Origin of the sequence: Pseudomonas kitaguniensis, from assembly GCF_049199985.1 — a bacterium.
Classification (GTDB): Bacteria; Pseudomonadota; Gammaproteobacteria; order Pseudomonadales; family Pseudomonadaceae; genus Aquipseudomonas; species Aquipseudomonas kitaguniensis.
Window position 1 is genome coordinate 90,617 of record NZ_JBLZPT010000020.1, and the last position, 17,289, is coordinate 107,905.

Genomic DNA, 17,289 nt, shown 5'->3' on the forward strand with positions numbered 1-17,289 from the left:
TGCATGGCGCGGCCTTAGGTCGATGCAACAATTTGCCCTATCATGCGGTCTTTCCTCTTGATGATTGATGGTTATGACTGCCGACACTGCTACCTTGCTCGACGCTTTTAAAGACTGCCAGATGGTCGAAATCGACGGGCTGCACACCTTCGATTTCAGCCTGGATGAACACACACTGCTGATCATTTGCATGGACGGTCGCGCCGAGAAACGCTGGAGTTTCAGCCTGGAGCAGGTTCGCGCGGCGATCTTTGATCAAACTTTGCAAAGCTGGACCCTGACGGGTGACTCGGGCGAGCATCGCCTGGTGTGCATGAACGGCGTCACTGGCAATAATAATGAAGAGGAAGAAGCAGATGATGATGCGTAAATTCTGGCCCCTGCTGATGGCGGGCAGTGTGGGTGCGATGTCGGTGCAAGCTGCACCGGCACAGACCTTCGAGCTGTTAGTGGGCAGCTACACCGCCGGCACCAGCGAAGGCATCTACCGCCTGCAATTCGACAGCCGCACCGGCCAATTCAACGGTAAACCGGTACTCGCCGCCAAGGCTGAAAACCCGTCTTGGCTGACGCTCTCCAAAGACCAGAAACACCTGTTTGTGGTCAACGAAAACGGCCCAGGCCAGCACGACCCGGTTGGGCGTATCAGCAGTTACAGCATCAGCCCGAACAATCATCAACTGACCCTGATCAACCAAGTGCAAAGCTTGGGCAACGAGCCGACGCACTCCAGCCTCGCCGCTGACGGGCGTTACCTGTTCGTTGCCAACTACTCGGTACTCGAAGACCCGGGTGGCAGCCTGGCGATTCTGCCGGTCGACGCCACGGGCAAATTGTCGGCGCCGGTGCAAATGAGCGCGCACCCGGCCAGCCGCGTGAACCCGGAACGCCAGGCCTCCAACCATGTGCATTCGGTGGTGTCGTCGCCGGACGGCAAGTATGTATTTGTGCAGGACCTGGGCGCAGACAAGCTGTTCGCCTACCGTTACAACCCCAACGCCAATCACGAGCAGCCACTCACCCCGGCCGACCCGGCGTCGGTGCAGTTGCCGGGTGGCAGCGGCCCGCGTCACTTGCTGTTCAGCGCTGACGGCAAGCACGCCTGGCTGACCACCGAGATGAGCGCGCAGGTCGCGGTATTCGATCACAACGACGGCAAGCTGACGCAAACCCAAATGGTCGACTTTGCCGCCGGGCAACCCGTGTCCGACAAGGCTGGCGCCGCGTTGCACGCTTCAAGCGACGGTAAATTCCTCTACGTGAGCAACCGTGGCACCGCCAACCAGATGCTGGTGTTCAGCATCGACCCGGCCACCGCGCACCTCACGGAACTGCAGCGCCGTACCGTAGAAGGCGACCACCCACGCGAGTTCAGCCTGGACCCGAGCGGCAAGTTTTTGCTGATCGCCAACCAGAAAAGCAACGAAATTGTGGTGATCGAACGTGACCCGAACACCGGCCTGCTGGGTAAAACCGTGCAGAAATTGCCGATCGATGCGCCTAGCGACCTTAAGTTTTTGCTCCGTCAATAAGCCACAGGCCCCGCATTGCGGGGCCTGACTCGTTGTATTAATTCTATTAATAGCAGCTAATGTTTCAATGTATTTCTAAGGTGCAGCCCTCGGGCGTAAGTTGGGTTCCAAGGCCTTCCCCGGCCACCCAACCCAACGAACACAAGGGTCACCGCCATGAACTTCAATCTCTTCTCGATCATCGCCGCTTCCGCAGTGTCTGCCACCGTGGCCTTGCCGGCCGCCGCCAGCGTTGACGTTGTCGGTAAAAAATCCAGCACCAGCGCCTACACCCAGAAATACCTGCAACAAAGCGCGAATTTCTACGCCGCCCTCGACCACAAAACCCAACACTGAGCTTGAGCGGGTCGACCGTTTAACTGTGGCTCTCAGGGCTTTGCCATGATGGCGATGAACAGCGGCGACTCCAGAAAGCGCTGTAGCCACGCTTGCAGACGGTGATACGGCGTGGCTGCAAACCACGCCCGATCAACATGCGCGAACTGCCGCACAAACGGCGCCAGTGCCGCATCAGCCAGGGTCATATGCTCGGCCAGCAAATACTGCCGTCCGGCCAATAACCCTTCCAGCTTTTGCAAAAACACCTCGCCCTCGGCCCGATAATCTTCCATCGGCTGTTCGGGGTAGCGCTCGGCGTACTTGTATCGATCCAAATGATGTTTGAACGCCTGGTCATTCTCGGCAATCAGCGCCAGCACCGCCGGGTCGCCTTGCAGCCACCAATCCTCAGGGTCGTGCCGCGCCAAGGCCCATTGCATGATCTGCAAACTCTCATCAATCACCCGGCCGCCCACGCTCAACACCGGCACCGTGCCTTTGGGCGACAGCGCGAGCATGTCGGCCGGCTTGGCCTTGAGGCTCACCTCAATGATGCGCACCGGCACGCCGCTGTAGCGCAACGCCAGGCGCGCTCGCATCGCGTAGGGGCAGCGGCGAAACGAATACAGCAGCGCTTCGCTCACTTGACCTCCACAGTACTCAACCCGTTGCCCTGGCGTTTAACCTGGATCTGCACCGGGATGCGTTCGTGCATTTCCTGCACGTGGGAGATCACCGCGACTTTGCGGCCCTGCGCCTGCAAACCGTCCAGCGCGTCCATCGCCAGTTGCAGCGATTCGGGGTCGAGGCTGCCAAAGCCCTCATCGATAAACAGCGACTCGATCTTCAGCGTGCTCGACGCCATCGACGCGAGGCCCAAGGCGAGTGCCAGCGACACCAGGAACGTTTCGCCACCTGACAACGAGTGCACCGAGCGCAGTTCATCGCCCATTTCCGTGTCCATCACCAACAACCCAAGCATGCTGCCGCCACGTTTAAGGCGGTAGCGACGCACCAGTTGGCGCAATTGCACGTTGGCATGGTGCACCAGCAGGTCGAGGTTGTAGGCCTGGGCGATCTTGCGGAAGGTGTCGCCGGTGGCCGAACCGATCAGCGCATTCAGACGCGCCCAGCGCTGCCATTCTTCGCACGCTTTGCTGATCTGCTCGGCCAGCGCGTGGTTGGCGTCCTGGCGGCGTTGGTCTTCGGCCTGGCGCGCGCGCAATTCGGCGCAGTGTTTCTCGCCCTCGGTGAGTTGCTGGTTGAGTGCAGCCAGTGTGCTGTCGAGTGCTTCGGCTTCCAGGTTGCCGTTGTGCAACGCCTGATGCTCGGCCAGGCGTTGCTCGCGTTCTTGCAGCAACACTTTGGCTTGTTCAACGGCTTTTTCGCTGTGTTGCAGCTGTTGGCGCAATTGGCTGACGCCGCTGTCGCTAAAGGCCAACAAGCGCGTCAGCCCGTCGTCATCGAGTTCGCCGTGCTGCGCGCGCCACTCAGCCAGGCGCGCGTCGAGGCTGTGCTGCTCGGCCGCCAGTGCGTGTTGACGCTCTTGCTGCGCCTTTATATCGGCGGCCAATTGGGTCAGGGTGTTGCGCAGGTCTTGCAACTGTTGGTTGGCGTCGGCCTCGCTTTTGCGTGACTGCAGCACCGCGCTTTCGAGTTGCTGTTGCCACTGCTCGGCACTCGCGTGATCACCCAACAGGGCGCTGAGTTTTTCCTGGGCGGCCTGCTGTTGCGTGGCCAACTCGCTGACCTGTTGCTGCAGCGCGTCCAGCTGCTGCTGGCGATGTTGCTGATGGGTCTGCTGTTTCTCGATGGCCTGTTGGCGCTCTTGCTGTTCGGCCACTTCATCGCGCTGATGGCCCAGTTGTTCCAGGCGCTGGCTCACCTGCTGGTCCAACTGCATGAAGGTTGCCGCCGGTTCGCGGCGTAAACCTTCCAGGGTTTCAGCGGGCAACAGGCTGGCAAACGCAGTGAGTTCTTCGTCCAGCCGCTCGCGGTCGTTGGACAGCTCGCGCTGTTGGTCCACCAGTAATTGCCGGGCTTTTTGGCTGGCGTCCTGCGCGGCTTGCAGTTGTTGCTGCAAACGCCCGGCATTTTGTTGCAGGTTGAGCAGGGCGCCTTGGCGTTGTTCGTCCGCAGTGATGCTTTGCGTCAGTTGGGCCAGTTGCTGAGCCAGCCAGGCGCTGCGCTTGGCGGCGTCCTGATTGAACAGCGACGCCGACAGTGGGTGTGCCTCCAGGCTCGGTGTCAGGCCTTGTTGCTGCGTCGCCAATTGCTCTTGCTGCTGCAAAAATTCCTTTTGCTGGGCAATCAGCCCACCCACTTCGCCGCGCAGCTCGGTGAGTTTTTCCTTGAGCGTGTCCACGGCTTTCTGCGCGCTGGCCGCTTCGTTCTCGTCATGGCGACCGAGGCTTTGCAGCAAGGCTTCGGGTTGGTGATACGGATGCTCATGGCTGCCGCACACCGGGCATGGCTGCTCATCCTGCAACTGTTCGCGCAATTCCTCGACGCTGGCGCTGCGGGCCAGGCGCTGGCGTTCGAGCAATTGCCGGGTCACTGTCAGGGTATGTTCGGCCACGCTGAGTTCGGCTTTGGTTTGCAGGCCGGTCTGGTTCAGTTGGTCGCGTTGCTGCTGCGCCTCCGCAAGTTTTTGCGTGAGGCTGGCGGCCTGTTGATCAAGTTGCTGCTGGCTGTCCCACAAGCGCGTCAAGTCTTCGAAAGCGCGCTGTTGCTTGCGATTCTCTTGCAACAGGCTGGCGAGTAACTGGATCTGCTCGGCGACAGCGTGCGGTTCGGCACCGGCTTCCTGATACAACAGGTCCAACGCATCGCGTTGCTGGGCGAACTTCTCGGCGGCGGTGGTCGCGCGCTGCTCAAGCTGCGGCAGCTCAGCCTGGCCCTTGTTCAAGCGGTTACCGATCAGCATCAGCTGTTGCAGGCGGTCGCGGTAGGCGCTCCAGGCGTCACTCAGCGGCGCGAGCGCGGCGCTGCGCTCCAGCTCGGCGGCCAGGCGTTGCAGGCGCTCGGCGACCTGGCGGTGTTTTTCCTGCAAGCCTTGCAGTAACACCTGGCCTTCGCTGCAAGCGGTGTGCTGCTGCTGTTGGTCGTCGCTGCGTTTGGCCAGGTCTTTGGTCAGGTGGGCGAGGGTGCTTTGTTCTTCAAACGCTTGACGCAGCAATGGCAGGGCGTCGGCCTGGTTTTTCAGCGCGTCGGCGAGTGCCGCTTGGGCGGCGGCTTGCTGTTGTTGCGCCTGTTCCTGACGGGCATGCAGGGCGGTTTGCTGCTCGATGTACTGCTGAATGTGTGCGGCGAGCGGCGTCAGCAACGTGCCGAGTTCAGCCTGCCGTGCAAACTGATGGCGTTGCGGCGCCAGTTGCTCCAGAAGGCTCAAGTCCTGGCGTTGCGCGCCCTGGCCGTGCCAATGCTGTTGGGCCTGTTGCAGTTGCTCAACCGCGTTCTGCTGGCGCTCCTGCCATTCGCGCAGTTCCTTGAGCCAGGTGTGCTGAAGCTCCAACTGCTTGAGCTGGGCCTGCTGGGTCTTGAGCTGTTGTTGTGCATCGGCCAGTTGTTGATCAAGTTCGGCACGCGCTTCGGGCGCCAACGGCACCACGCCGGTGGCCTGGTCTTGCAGGTGTTTGTGCGCGTCTTTGGCGTCTTTGGCCTTGTCGAAGGCGCGGCGCCCAAGCTGGGTGTAAAGCGCGGTGTCAGTGAGCTTTTCGAGCAGCTCGCTGCGCTCATTGTCGTTGGCCTTGAGGAACGCGCTGAACTCGCTTTGCGCCAGCAGCACCGCGCGCGTGAACTGCTCGAAATTCAAGCCCAGCGCCAGTTCCAACTGGGTTTTGTATTCGGTTTTCTGGCTGGCCAGCAGTTGGTCGCTGTCGAGGTCGATCAGGCTTTGCCGGCTGTTCTGTAACTTGCCGCTGGCCTTGTCGCGTGCGCGGTTGGCTTCCCAGCGCGCACGGTAGCGGCGGCCGCTGACACCGACAAAATCGACCTCGGCATAACCGCCGCCCGTGCCGCGCCGTATCAGGGTGCGTGGGTCGCCGATAGAAATATCACTGTCGGCATCCGGCATTTTCGCCTGGCCGGTATCACCCAAGCGCGGCACGGCGCCAAACAGCGCCAGGCACAGCGCATCGAGCAGGGTACTTTTACCCGCGCCGGTCGGCCCGGTAATCGCGAACAACCCGGCGCTGGCCAAGGGTTCGGCGGTAAAGTCGATGTCAAACGGCCCCGCCAGTGAGGCGAGGTTTTTCAGGCGGATGGCGAGAATTTTCATGGCTGTTCAGCTCCCTGTTGCACTTCCTGGAGCAGCACGGCGAAATCCTTCAAGGTCTGTTCATCCACTTCACTGCCGTAGCTGTCCTGCCAGGCGCGGCTGAACAGCTCCTGCGGCGTGAGCTGGTCGAGTTCGATCAGGCGCTCCTCATCCGTGGCGTCGTTGCCGCGTTTGCCGGCATATTCGGCGGCGATGCGCACCAGGCGCACGGCTTTGCCTTGCAGGGCGGTTTCGATTTGCTGGCGCAAATCTGGCTGCGGCTCATCAAGGCGCACGCGCACTTCCAGCCACGGCTGGCGCTGGGTGTCGGCGAGCAAGTCGATGTCGGGCAAGTCGCCCAGTTGTTTAAGAATATCCGCCAGCGGTGCGGCCTCAAGGCGTTGCAGGTTGACCGAGCGCGGGATCAGGCGCGGCTCGACGCTGAGCAGTTTTTCGCCCTCGAACGTCACATCGAGAATCTGGTGCTTGTAGCCGATTTCGGAAAACGACAGCGGAATCGGCGAGCCGCTGTAGCGAATGCGTTCCTCGCCATTCACCCGTTGTGGCTTGTGCAAATGGCCGAGGGCGACATAGCCGATACTCGCATCGAACAGCTTGGCCGGCAGCGCCTCGGCATTGCCGATAATCAAACTGCGCTCGGAATCTTCCGACACCGAACCACCGGCCATGTGCGCGTGGCTGATGGCAATCAACGCCTGGCCTTTTTTGCGTTTGGCATTCGCAGCGGCGATCAGCCATTCGTGCACTTGGCCAATGCCGCGCAGGTAATCATCGCCCAAGTGCGCGCCAGTGACTTCTGCCGGGCGCAAAAACGGCAGCGCCAGGCACCACGCGGCGACCTTGCCTTTGGCGTCGGGCAGCGGGATCAGCAAGCGTTCGGCATCCAGTTGGCCGTCATCCAGCCACAGCACCCGGCCCAGCGCATGGGTGCGCAGGCGCCGCATCAACGGCGCAGGCAATTCGATGCGTGAGCCGGAATCGTGGTTGCCGGCGATCATCACAATCGTGAGTTTTGGGTTTTGTTCGTGGGCGCTGATGATGAAATCGTACAGGCGCTCTTGGGCCTTGAGCGGCGGGTTGACCGTGTCGAAAATATCGCCAGCGATCAGCAATACATCCGGGCACTGGGCTTTCAGCTGGCCGAGCAGCCATTCGAGGAAACAGGCGTGTTCGAAGTCGCGTTCCTGGCCATGCAGGTTCTGGCCAAGGTGCCAGTCGGAGGTGTGAAACAGACGCAAGGCGAACTCCGTGAAGAAGATGAAAAGAACGGGGAGTTTACCTGTAAACCTGTGACAGGGGGCTTGCTCCTGGCGGCGGTGTGCCAGTCGACAACTGTATTGACTGAACCACTGCCATCGCGAGCAAGCCCGCTTCCACAGGGGATGTGCGGTGGGCAGGTAGATTGAGTGCTGGTTTTTAACACTGCAGGGCAAATGTGGGAGGGGGCTTGCTCCCGATGGCGGTGTAATAGTCGACAACTGTATTGACTGAACCACTGCTATCGCGAGCAAGCCCGCTCCCACTGGGGGTGTGCGGTGTGCAGGTAGATTGAGTGCTGGCTTTTAACGCTGCAGGTCAAATGTGGGAGGGGGCTTGCTCCCGATGGCGGTGTAATAGTCGACAACTGTATTGACTGAACCACTGCTATCGCGAGCAAGCCCGCTCCCACAGGGGATGTGCGGTGTGCAGGTAGATTGAGTGCTGGTTTTTAACACTGCAGGGCAAATGTGGGAGGGGGCTTGCTCCCGATGGCTGTGTGCCAGTCGACAACTGTATTGACTGAACCACCGCTATCGCGAGCAAGCCCGCTCCCACAGGGGATGTGCGGTGTGCAGGTAGATTGAGTGCTGGTTTTTAACACTGCAGGGCAAATGTGGGAGGGGGCTTGCTCCCGATGGCTGTGTGCCAGTCGACAACTGTATTGACTGAACCACTGCTATCGCGAGCAAGCCCGCTTCCACAGGCGATGTGCGGTGTGCAGGTAGATTGAGTGCTGGCTTTTAACACTGCAGGGCAAATGTGGGAGGGGGCTTGCTCCCGATGGCTGTGTGCCAGTCGACAACTGTATTGACTGAACCACTGCTATCGCGAGCAAGCCCGCTCCCACAGGGTATGCGGTGTGCAGGTAGATTGAGTGCTGGCTTTTAACACTGCAGGTCAAATGTGGGAGGGGGCTTGCTCCCGATGGCTGTGTAACAGTCGACACCTGTATTGACTGACCCACTGCTATCGCGAGCAAGCCCGCTCCCACTGGGGATGTGCGGTATGCAGGTAGATTGAGTGCTGGTTTTTAACACTGCAGGGCAAATGTGGGAGGGGCTTGCTCCCGATGGCTGTGTGCCAGTCGACAACTGTATTGACTGACCCACAGTTATCGCGAGCAAGCCCGCTCCCACAGGGGATGTGCGGTGTGCAGGTAGATTGAGTGCTGGCCTTGAACGCTGCAGGGCAAATGTGGGAGGGGGCTTGCTCCCGATGGCGGTGTAACAGTCGACACCTGTATTGACTGAACCACAGCTATCGCGAGCAAGCCCACACAGGGTTATGCGGCGTGCAGGCAGTCGAGTGCTCGGTCTGCGAGGGTTTTGGCTTTGTCTATCAGGTGTTCGGTGGCGCCGGCGATGTGGCGTTGATCGCCGATCACACCTTGAGTGGCGCAAGCTGCGGTGGCGGCTGCGCAGCGCAACAGGTCGCAGATTTGTGCGAGGGCGTCTTCGAAGCTGAGGTCTTGATGCACGGTGAAAGACGACGCTGAGTCGGGTTGCAGATAGTGACTCAGAGCGCGCTCAAACATTTCGCGGTCGGGGGTGAAGCGGGGCGGATCTGGGACAATTTTGTTCATGTGTAAAGCTCCTACTCAGTGGAGGAGCCACCTGGTGTCGTTTCCACACGACGAATTAGGTGGCAGCCATACGCGGGGTGGAAACCGGGGAGTAGGACCCAGCCAGACCAAAGTCTGCCCGCGTACAGCCGCCATTGAGCGTTTGCATACGATCATGGCGCCTACTAACTCCCGAGTTTCCACACCCGATCGCTGATATGCAGCGACGGAGCGAAGGCTAGCCAGTGAAGTGAGCAGGCGCAAGGCCGAATGATTGTCTAGGAAACTTCCTGCAAGTTAAAGAGATATGGCTTGCTGGCCTTTAACACTGCGAACCAAATGTGGGAGGGGGCTGTACCTCAGATGATCGTTCCCACGGCGTGGTAATGCTGCCCTGGACGCTCTGCGTCCCGCTTTAGTTGAAGACATCAATACCGGCGCGGTAACGCAGAGCGTCACTGGAGGCATTCCACGCGGAACGTGGGAACGATCATTGTCAGGTAAATTGAGGGTTACTTCGGGTACAGCGGCGGCAAACTGGTGGTATCAGTCGCCGGGTCTCCCACAGGGGTTATGCGGCGTGCAGGCAGTCGAGTGCCCGGTCTGCGAGGGTTTGGGCTTTGTCTATCAGGTGTTCGGTGGCGCCGGCGATGTGGCGTTGATCGCCGATCACACCTTGAGTGGCGCAAGCTGCGGTGGCGGCTGCGCAGCGCAACAGGTCGCAGATTTGTGCGAGGGCGTCTTCGAAGCTGAGGTCTTGATGCACGGTGAAAGACGGCGCTGAGTCGGGTTGCAGATAGTGACTCAGAGCGCGCTCAAACATTTCGCGGCCGGGGGTGAAGCGGGGCGGATCTGGTACGATTTTGTTCATGAAGGAAGTACCTGCTCGGTTGGGCGCCATTCTTTTGCCGATCTCACACGTCAAAAAAGGTGGCAGCTATGTGCGGGGTGAGATACCGGAGAGCAGGACCCGGCCAGACCGAAGTCTGCCCGCACACAGCCGCCATAGACGGCTGTTGCGCATGTCCACTCATACACGGGATCTCACACCCGATCGCTGATATGCAGCGACGGAGCGAAGGCTAGCCAGTGAAGTGAGCAGGCGCAAGGCCGAATGATTGTCTAGGAAACTTCCTGCAAGTTAAAGAGATATGGCTTGCTGGCCTTTAACACTGCAAATCAAATGTGGGAGGGGGCTTGCGCCCGATGTCAGGTAAATTGAGGGTTATTTCGGATACAGCGGCGGCAAACTGGTGGTATCAGTCGCCGGGTCTTGCTCACGCTCGGCCATCGGAATCGCCTTCACCGCGCGCCACAACTCCTCACCGAGCCAGAAATGGCCGCTCTCGCTGTACAGCGCACCGTTCAGCCCATCCAGCGCATCCGACAACGGCACAAACCGCGCGGCCATCTCGGCCAATGTGTCCGGCTGTTGCCGCGCCCAGGCGTCGAGTGCCTGGCGCGTAGCCTGCGGGTCGTTGGCTTGCGTCGCGCGCTTGAGGTCGTCGAGCAAGCTGCGCGGGCTCGGGCCGGTTTGCGCGGCGCGCTGTACCGCCGGTTGCCGGCGTGCCCGCCACCACAGGCCGAAGCCCAGCAGCGTGGTGCAAGCCAAGGTCAGCGTGCTCAGTTGCCACAGCCACAGGCGCTCGTCGTCAGGTGCGGTGATCACAGTCGGCATGGCGGGCGTGTCCACCACCAGGCTTGGGTTGGTGGCCACTTGCAGGGTGCGCGCGGGCAGGCTGGTGCGCTCAAGGTGGTCTTCGTGGGTGTTCCACCACACCACTTCCACCGCCGGCAGTTCCACTGCGCCGGCGCGGGTCGGCACCAGGGCTTCGCGGTCTTCACGGCTGCTGACCAGGCCGCGGTCGCTGTTCTGGTTGCCGAGCACCGGTTGGTCCGGGTAGCGGCGCAGGCCATTGATGTCGCTGCTCGGCAGTGCTGGCAGTTGCGCGCTGGACAAGCCCTCGGCCTTGACCGTGAGGCTGCGCGTCAGCGAGTCGCCGACTTGCACGTGCTCAGGCGTTGGGTTCCAACTCTCGGTCAAGCTCAGGCTGCGTGCCGGTAACCAGGGCGTGTCAGCCGGGTACAACGCGGGTTTGGGCTTGACCTCAAGCGGTAGCTGCGCCGAGCTTACGTGGATCAACTTGCCCGGCTTAGTGCCTTGCAGGGTGTTTTCCTGCGCCGGGCGCGCTTCCACCAGCGTGGCGCTGAAGGTCTGCGCCGGTATCAACAAGGCGCCGCTGTGCTGCGGGTAAATGGCGTAGCGGGTTTCGATCACGCCATGGCGAATGCTGTTGATGACTTTTTCGTAGGTGCGCGACTCGCCCAACTGTTCGATGCGTGCATCGGGAATCTGCAACGGTGTCAGGCTACTGTCGTCATACAGCGACACCGAGTGATACACGCGCACGGTCAACAGTGCCTGAGCCTGCACGTACACGCTGCTCTGGTCGAGTTTGGTCTCGACAAACACCGGGGCCAGTTCGGCGCTGGTGTTCTGGCTCGCGGTTTCAACCACTTGCAGGCTGATCGGCTGGGTTTTCAGCTCGCCCACTTGCAGCGCAGGGATCACCACGGTGCCGTTTTCCTTGGGCAGCAGGGTGATGATCCAGCGCGTGGTGGCGCGGTTATCGTCACCCAGTGTGGTGAGCTGGTTGATCTGGCGGGTGCCACTGACCTCGAACTGCGCATCCAGCGGCGACAGGTCAGGCTTGCCGAACTGCGTGACGTCGCTGGACTCGACCGTCAGTTCCACCGTTTCCCCTGAATTGACGCGGCTGCGGTCGACGCTGGCGACCAGGTTCGCCGCCTGGGCGTGGCCTGCCGTCAGCGCGAGCAAGAGCAGAAGGGTGGTGCGGCGGCTCATCGAGTCTTGTCCTGATGTTGTTGCTGTTCGTACCAGAATTTTCGGCGCAGCAGTTCGCCGGGGTTGTCCGGGATCTCCCGCAGCCATTGCTCCAGCGCCTGGCGACGTTCGCCGTCAATGCTTGCATCCGCCGGGCGCAGCGGCGGGGTGGTGGTGTGTTCATCGCCCAACTCGCTGCCCGGTACTTCGTTGCCGCCGGCTTTGGGCGTGGCGCCGGTTTGGGTGTCGCCGGTGCTGGTTTCGCCTTGGCCTTGGGGCGATTGCTCGGCACCTGTGGCACTTTGCCCTGTATCGCCCGGTTGCGCAGTTTGGCCGGGTTGGGTGGTTTCGTCATCCTCGTTTTTTGCAGGCTTGGCGGGGGCGGTCTGGGCTTTTTGCTGCATCAGGCTTTCCACCAGGGCTTTATTTTTCAGCGCCGGTTGCAGGTCAGGCTGGGCTTCCAAGGCCTGTTCGTAGGCATCGATGGCCGCTTCCAGTTCGCCGGACCTGGCCAGTGCATTACCGCGATTGTAGTGGGAATAGGCGTCATCACTTTGGGCGAAACGCTTGATCGCCTCGGCATAGTTGCCCGCCTCAAAGAATGCGATGCCTTGCCATTGCGGGTCTTCAAAACGCTCGGCGGCTTGTGCCGGGCGCTTGTGTTTGAGCAAGTATTGGCCTTGCTGGTCGGGGCGCAGCCACAGGTCCTGCAATTCAAACGCGTAACTCGGTTGCGGGGCGCCCAACAACAGCAACGGCAGGCAGAACAGCCAACCGCGGCGCCCGGCACACGCGACCAGCAACAACAACGGCAGCAGCAGCCAGTAACCCTGGTCGGCCCATGTGTCGAGGTGCAGCAGTTGGCCGTCGTTGCGCAGGTTTTGCGGGCCATCGAGCAGGTTGAGCTGGCGCAAGTCTTTGTCGTCCAGGCGCGCGGCACGGTAACGCCCGCCCATTTCGTTGGCGAAGGCCTTGAGCGTCGGGCTGTCGAGGCGTGGCACCAGGATCGCGCCCTGGTCGTCCTTGAGGAACTCGCCGCTCTCTTGGGTGACGGGCGTGCCTTCGCGGCTGCCGATGCCGAGTATCGACAAGCTCGGCGCTTGGGCACCTTGCAGCAGCAGGCGGATGCCTTGGCGTTCCTGTTTCGAAAGCGACGAGCCCACCAACAGCAGGCGCCCTTGGCCAAGGCCTGCTTGCTTGAGCAGGCTCATCGCCTTCACCACCGCCAGGTCGGCGCGATGGCCGGGCTCGGGCATGATCGAGGGGCGCAGGGCTTCCAGCAGGTTGCGACTGGTTGCCAAGTCGTCCGACAGCGGCACCAGCGTGTGGGCGCTGCCGGCATACACGACAATCGCGGTCGGCGCATCGGCGCGTGCTTGCAGCAAGTCATAGAGCTTGCGCCGCGCTTGCTCAAGGCGATTGGGCGGGCTGTCGGTGGCGAGCATTTCCGGGGTTAACTCGAGCAGAACCACCACCGGGTCGGCGGGTTTCTGGCTGGACTGCTCAACCCTTTGCCAACTAGGCCCGAGCAAGGCCAGCACCGCCAGCAGCCAGGCGATACCGAGCAGCACCCACGGCGATTTGCTCTCGCGCCCACTGCCGCCACTGAGCAGCACCGCATGAAACGCCGGCGGCAGAATCATCTGCCAACGCCCGGCGCGCTTTTGCCGGTGCCACAGTTGCCAGAGCAGCCAGCCCAGCAACGGTAACAGCAACAGCCACCAGGGGCGGAACCAATGCGGCCATAAGTCGATCATCGGCGCCTCCGCAGACGCAGGCGTTTCAAGCGTTGGCGCCATTGCGGGTGCTGTTGCAGGAAAATGCCCCGGGTCGAGAGTGTGTTGAAGGCGCGTTGCAGGGCGTTATTCGGCCAGCGTTCCTGCACCACCAGCAACATGCTCAGGATCAACGCCAGCGCCAACGGCGCGCTGTACAGCGCCTGTGCCGGGCGGGCCTGAGTGGGCTGTTGCGCCACCGGCTCAAGCAGGTCGAGGGTTTGCTTGATAGTGCTTAACTCTTCGCCGTCGCGCGCACGGAAATAGCGGCCGCCCGTGGCCTCGGCGATGGCCCTGAGCGCGGGTTCGTCCAGGTCCAGGCTCGGGTTGACGCCGAGGATGCCCAGCGAGCCGGTTTGCTCGGGGTCGGCGCCGATGCCGATCGGGTAAATTTTGACGCCTTCTTCCGCGGCCAGGCGTGCGGCGGTCAGCGGGTCGATTTGGCCTGCGTTGTTGGCGCCGTCGGTGACTAATATCAGCACGCGGCTTTGCGCCGGGCGCTGGCGCAGGCGTTTCAAGGCCAGGCCAATCGCGTCGCCGATGGCGGTATTTTTGCCGGCAATGCCGATGCGCGCTTCATCCAGCCAGGTGCGCACGGTGCGCCGGTCGAAGGTCAACGGCGCTTGCAGGTACGCCTGGCTGCCGAACAGGATCAGGCCGACGCGGTCGCCTTCGCGGCTTTCAAGAAAATCCCCGAGCAAATGCTGCACCAGGCTCAAACGGCTGACGTCGTCGTTTTGCCAGCGCATGTCGGGGAAGTCCATGGAGCCGGACACGTCCACCGCCACCAGCAAATCGCGGCCACTGGCTGCAATCGGCAACGGCTCGCCGAGCCATTCCGGGCGTGCGGCGGCGGTTAACAGCAGCAGCCACAGCACCACGAACGGCGCTTGCTGGCGCCAGCCCGGCAGGTTGACGCGTGCGCGGCGGCGCGCCAGGCCTTCGAGGTCGGCCAGGTAGCTGACCTTTAATGCAGGCTCGCCACTGTCGGCCACCGGCAAGATAAGCCGCATTAACCAGGGCAATGGCAACAGGGCGAAGATCCACGGCCAGGCGAACTCAAACATGCTTGCGAATCCAGGTGTCGACAGCTTGCGTCAGGCCGGCGATGGCTTTGTCATCGAGTTTGCATTCCGGTTTGTAGGCGCCTTCGACCAGCACCATCCAGCGCGTCAAACCGGCAGCGGGGCAGCGGTTGTCGAGAAACGCCAGCCATTTGCGGCCGTTCAGTGTGTGGCTCTGGCTGTAGGGGTAGTCATTGCGGCACAGGCGTTTGAGCAGGCCATTGAGCTGCTGCAGCCAGGCACCGGCGGGGGCGCCGTCGTAGGGTTTGGGCATCAGCGCCAGCTCGGCCAGGGCTGCGATGCGCAGCGGGTCCAGCGGTTGTTCGGCGCGGGCCAGCGGGCGCCGCGTGGGCAGAAAACGGCGCAACCACCACAGCCCCCAGCCGAGCAGCGGAATCACCAGCAGCAACAGCCACCACCCCGGCGCAGGCGGCCAGAAACCGATCGCCGGTGGGGCGATCAGGGGTTGCAGTTGCTCAAGGCCGCTCATTGTTTTTTAACCGGGCGTTGCGGGTTGAGGTAGTGGCGCAGTTGCTCGACCATTTCGCTCTGGGTGCTCAAGGGCATCAGCAGTATGCGCAGTTTCTGTGCCAGCAGTTCCCAGCGGGCGATGCGTGCTTCGGCCTGAGCTTTGTAGGCTTGGCGCAAATCGAAGTTCAGCGTATCCAGCTCCAACTGCGCACCGCGTTCGGCGAACCGCAGCAACCCGGCGGCGGGCAGGGCATGGTCCAGCGGGTCGGAGATCGGCAACAGCAACAGGTCGCAATGGCGTGACAACAGGCTCAGTTGTTGCTCGGCACCTTCGGTCAGCGCGCGTTCATCACAGATCACAATCACCAGGCTGCCCGGGCGCAGCACTTCGCGGCCACGGCGCAGCGCCATGCCCAAGGCGTCGGCTTCCGGGCGGCGTTCGGTGTTCAGGCTCTGGTTGACGCGCACCAGCCGGTTGAGCAATTGCAGCAGGCTTTGCTTGCTGCGCCGAGGCTTGATTTCGTAGTGCTCGCTGTCGCCAAACACCAGCCCGCCGACGCGGTCGTTGTGCCCCAGCGCGGCCCAGCCGATCAAGCTGGCGGCCTGGGCTGCGAGCACCGACTTGAACATCTGGCCGGAGCCGAAAAACAGCCGACAGCTTTGCTCAACCATGATGAAAATCGGCCGCTCGCGTTCTTCATGGAACAGCTTGGTGTGCGGCTCTTGCGTACGCGCGGTGACGCGCCAGTCGATGGTGCGCACATCGTCGCCGGCCTGGTACACGCGCACCTGGTCGAAATCGACGCCGCGCCCGCGCAGCTTGGAGTGGTGCAGGCCAATCAACGGGCTGCGCTGGCTCGGCGTCGAAAACAGCTGCACCTCGCGCACGCGGTGGCGCATCTCAATCAGTTCGCTGAGCGTGACGCGTATTCCATCGCTGGCATTCATGGGGTTCAAGCGACGGCAACGACGTCGAGAATGCGCTGCACCACGCGGTCCTGGTCAATACCGGCCGCTTCGGCTTCGAACGACAGAATGATGCGATGGCGCAGCACGTCGAACAGCACCGCCTGAATATCTTCGGGGCTCACAAAGTCACGCCCGGCAAGCCAGGCATGCGCGCGCGCGCAGCGGTCGAGGGCGATGGAGCCGCGCGGGCTGGCGCCGTAGGCGATCCACTCGGCCATTTCCGGGTCGAACTTGCCGGGGGTGCGCGTGGCCATCACCAGTTGCACCAGGTATTCCTCCACCGCATCGGCCATGTACAGGCCGAGGATTTCCTTGCGCGCGGCGAAAATCGCTTGCTGGCTGACGCGGCGCTCGGGCTTGGTTTCACCGTTGAGCGCTTCGCCACGCGCCTGTTGCAGAATGCGCCGTTCGACGGCGGCGTCCGGAAAACCGATTTTGACGTGCATCAGGAAACGGTCGAGCTGCGCTTCGGGCAGCGGGTACGTGCCTTCTTGCTCGATGGGGTTTTGCGTGGCCATCACCAAAAACAGCGGTGACAGCTCGTAGGTGCTGCGCCCCACGCTGACCTGGCGCTCGGCCATGGCCTCAAGCAACGCCGACTGCACTTTGGCCGGGGCGCGGTTGATTTCGTCCGCCAGCACCAGGTTGTGGAAGATCGGGCCTTGTTGAAACACGAAGCTGCCGGTTTCCGGGCGATAGATTTCAGTGCCGGTGATGTCGGCGGGCAAAAGGTCGGGGGTGAACTGGATGCGATGGAACTGCGCTTCAATGCCTTCGGCCAACTCTTTGATGGCCTTGGTTTTGGCCAGGCCCGGTGCACCCTCTACCAGCATATGGCCGTCGGCGAGCAGCGCGATCAGCAGGCGATCGATGAGTTTTTCCTGGCCGAGAATCTGCGTAGAAAGAAAAGTTCGCAGCGCGAGCAGCGCTTCACGATGTTCCATCGATGACGGTTCCTGGAGGGGTGAGCCGTGGTGTCGAACAACCGACGCCAGACCTGGGGGGCCTACTTTAATGCATCGCGGGGGGTGGCGACTAACCGCGCGGGGGGTATTTTTAGGAAAACTTGTAGGAATTTTGTGTATATCGCACAAATCCCTGTGCAAGCGTGCTGTGTGGATGCCCCAGGCCGAACGCAGTCAACTGTGGGAGCGGGCTTGCTCGCGATGGCGGTGTGTCAGTTGAAAACTACTGATCAGGCACACCGCCATCGCG

At 61.8% G+C, this 17,289-nt stretch carries 14 protein-coding genes; 3 read left to right on the top strand and 11 right to left on the bottom strand.

What is annotated here, in order from left to right; genetic code table 11:
• Positions 1-73 precede the first annotated feature (73 nt).
• From ACOZK9_RS21320 to ACOZK9_RS21330, 3 genes are all read left to right on the top strand, one after another.
• Entirely contained in the window at positions 74-370 is a 297-nt protein-coding gene (locus ACOZK9_RS21320) for a DUF5629 family protein (protein ID WP_421556507.1), read from the top strand.
• Complete coding sequence (locus ACOZK9_RS21325; RefSeq protein WP_421556508.1) at positions 357-1,532, top strand: lactonase family protein; 1,176 nt, start codon at positions 357-359, stop codon at positions 1,530-1,532. The genes ACOZK9_RS21320 and ACOZK9_RS21325 overlap by 14 nt, the downstream gene beginning before the upstream one ends.
• Before the next feature lie 156 nt (positions 1,533-1,688).
• Positions 1,689-1,868, top strand: coding sequence for a hypothetical protein (locus ACOZK9_RS21330; protein ID WP_058411243.1), 180 nt, complete (start codon positions 1,689-1,691; stop codon positions 1,866-1,868).
• 32 nt (positions 1,869-1,900) lie between these two features.
• Here the strand turns inward: ACOZK9_RS21330 and ACOZK9_RS21335 are convergent, their stop codons facing one another.
• The 11 genes from ACOZK9_RS21335 to ACOZK9_RS21385 form a co-directional block, all read right to left on the bottom strand.
• Positions 1,901-2,494 carry a glutathione S-transferase gene (locus ACOZK9_RS21335; protein WP_058411242.1) on the bottom strand — a complete coding sequence of 198 codons (594 nt, stop codon included), beginning with the start codon at positions 2,492-2,494 and terminating at the stop codon, positions 1,901-1,903.
• Positions 2,491-6,129 carry an AAA family ATPase gene (locus tag ACOZK9_RS21340; RefSeq protein WP_421556509.1) on the bottom strand — a complete coding sequence of 1,213 codons (3,639 nt, stop codon included), beginning with the start codon at positions 6,127-6,129 and terminating at the stop codon, positions 2,491-2,493. The genes ACOZK9_RS21335 and ACOZK9_RS21340 overlap by 4 nt, the downstream gene beginning before the upstream one ends.
• On the bottom strand, positions 6,126-7,367 hold the full coding sequence (locus tag ACOZK9_RS21345; RefSeq protein ID WP_058411240.1) for an exonuclease SbcCD subunit D C-terminal domain-containing protein: 1,242 nt from the start codon (positions 7,365-7,367) through the stop codon (positions 6,126-6,128). The genes ACOZK9_RS21340 and ACOZK9_RS21345 overlap by 4 nt, the downstream gene beginning before the upstream one ends.
• Before the next feature lie 1,304 nt (positions 7,368-8,671).
• Positions 8,672-8,971: a DUF6124 family protein gene (locus tag ACOZK9_RS21350; RefSeq protein ID WP_241678079.1), complete on the bottom strand. Its 300-nt coding sequence runs from the start codon at positions 8,969-8,971 to the stop codon at positions 8,672-8,674.
• Positions 8,972-9,521: 550 nt separating this feature from the next.
• The gene (locus tag ACOZK9_RS21355) at positions 9,522-9,821 is read right to left on the bottom strand and encodes a DUF6124 family protein (protein ID WP_421556510.1); all 300 of its coding nucleotides are present in this window, start codon (positions 9,819-9,821) and stop codon (positions 9,522-9,524) included.
• A gap of 354 nt (positions 9,822-10,175) precedes the next feature.
• Complete coding sequence (locus ACOZK9_RS21360; RefSeq protein WP_421556511.1) at positions 10,176-11,816, bottom strand: BatD family protein; 1,641 nt, start codon at positions 11,814-11,816, stop codon at positions 10,176-10,178.
• Positions 11,813-13,552, bottom strand: a complete 1,740-nt coding sequence (locus tag ACOZK9_RS21365; protein WP_058411238.1) for a tetratricopeptide repeat protein — start codon at positions 13,550-13,552, stop codon at positions 11,813-11,815. Before ACOZK9_RS21365 ends, ACOZK9_RS21360 begins: the two co-directional genes overlap by 4 nt.
• Positions 13,549-14,637, bottom strand: coding sequence for a vWA domain-containing protein (locus ACOZK9_RS21370; protein WP_122251711.1), 1,089 nt, complete (start codon positions 14,635-14,637; stop codon positions 13,549-13,551). Before ACOZK9_RS21370 ends, ACOZK9_RS21365 begins: the two co-directional genes overlap by 4 nt.
• Positions 14,630-15,124, bottom strand: coding sequence for a DUF4381 domain-containing protein (locus ACOZK9_RS21375; protein ID WP_058411236.1), 495 nt, complete (start codon positions 15,122-15,124; stop codon positions 14,630-14,632). Before ACOZK9_RS21375 ends, ACOZK9_RS21370 begins: the two co-directional genes overlap by 8 nt.
• Positions 15,121-16,053, bottom strand: coding sequence for a DUF58 domain-containing protein (locus ACOZK9_RS21380; protein ID WP_122251710.1), 933 nt, complete (start codon positions 16,051-16,053; stop codon positions 15,121-15,123). The genes ACOZK9_RS21375 and ACOZK9_RS21380 overlap by 4 nt, the downstream gene beginning before the upstream one ends.
• Positions 16,054-16,058: 5 nt before the next feature.
• On the bottom strand, positions 16,059-17,018 hold the full coding sequence (locus tag ACOZK9_RS21385) for an AAA family ATPase (protein ID WP_016780594.1): 960 nt from the start codon (positions 17,016-17,018) through the stop codon (positions 16,059-16,061).
• Between the last annotated feature and the right edge of the window lie 271 nt (positions 17,019-17,289).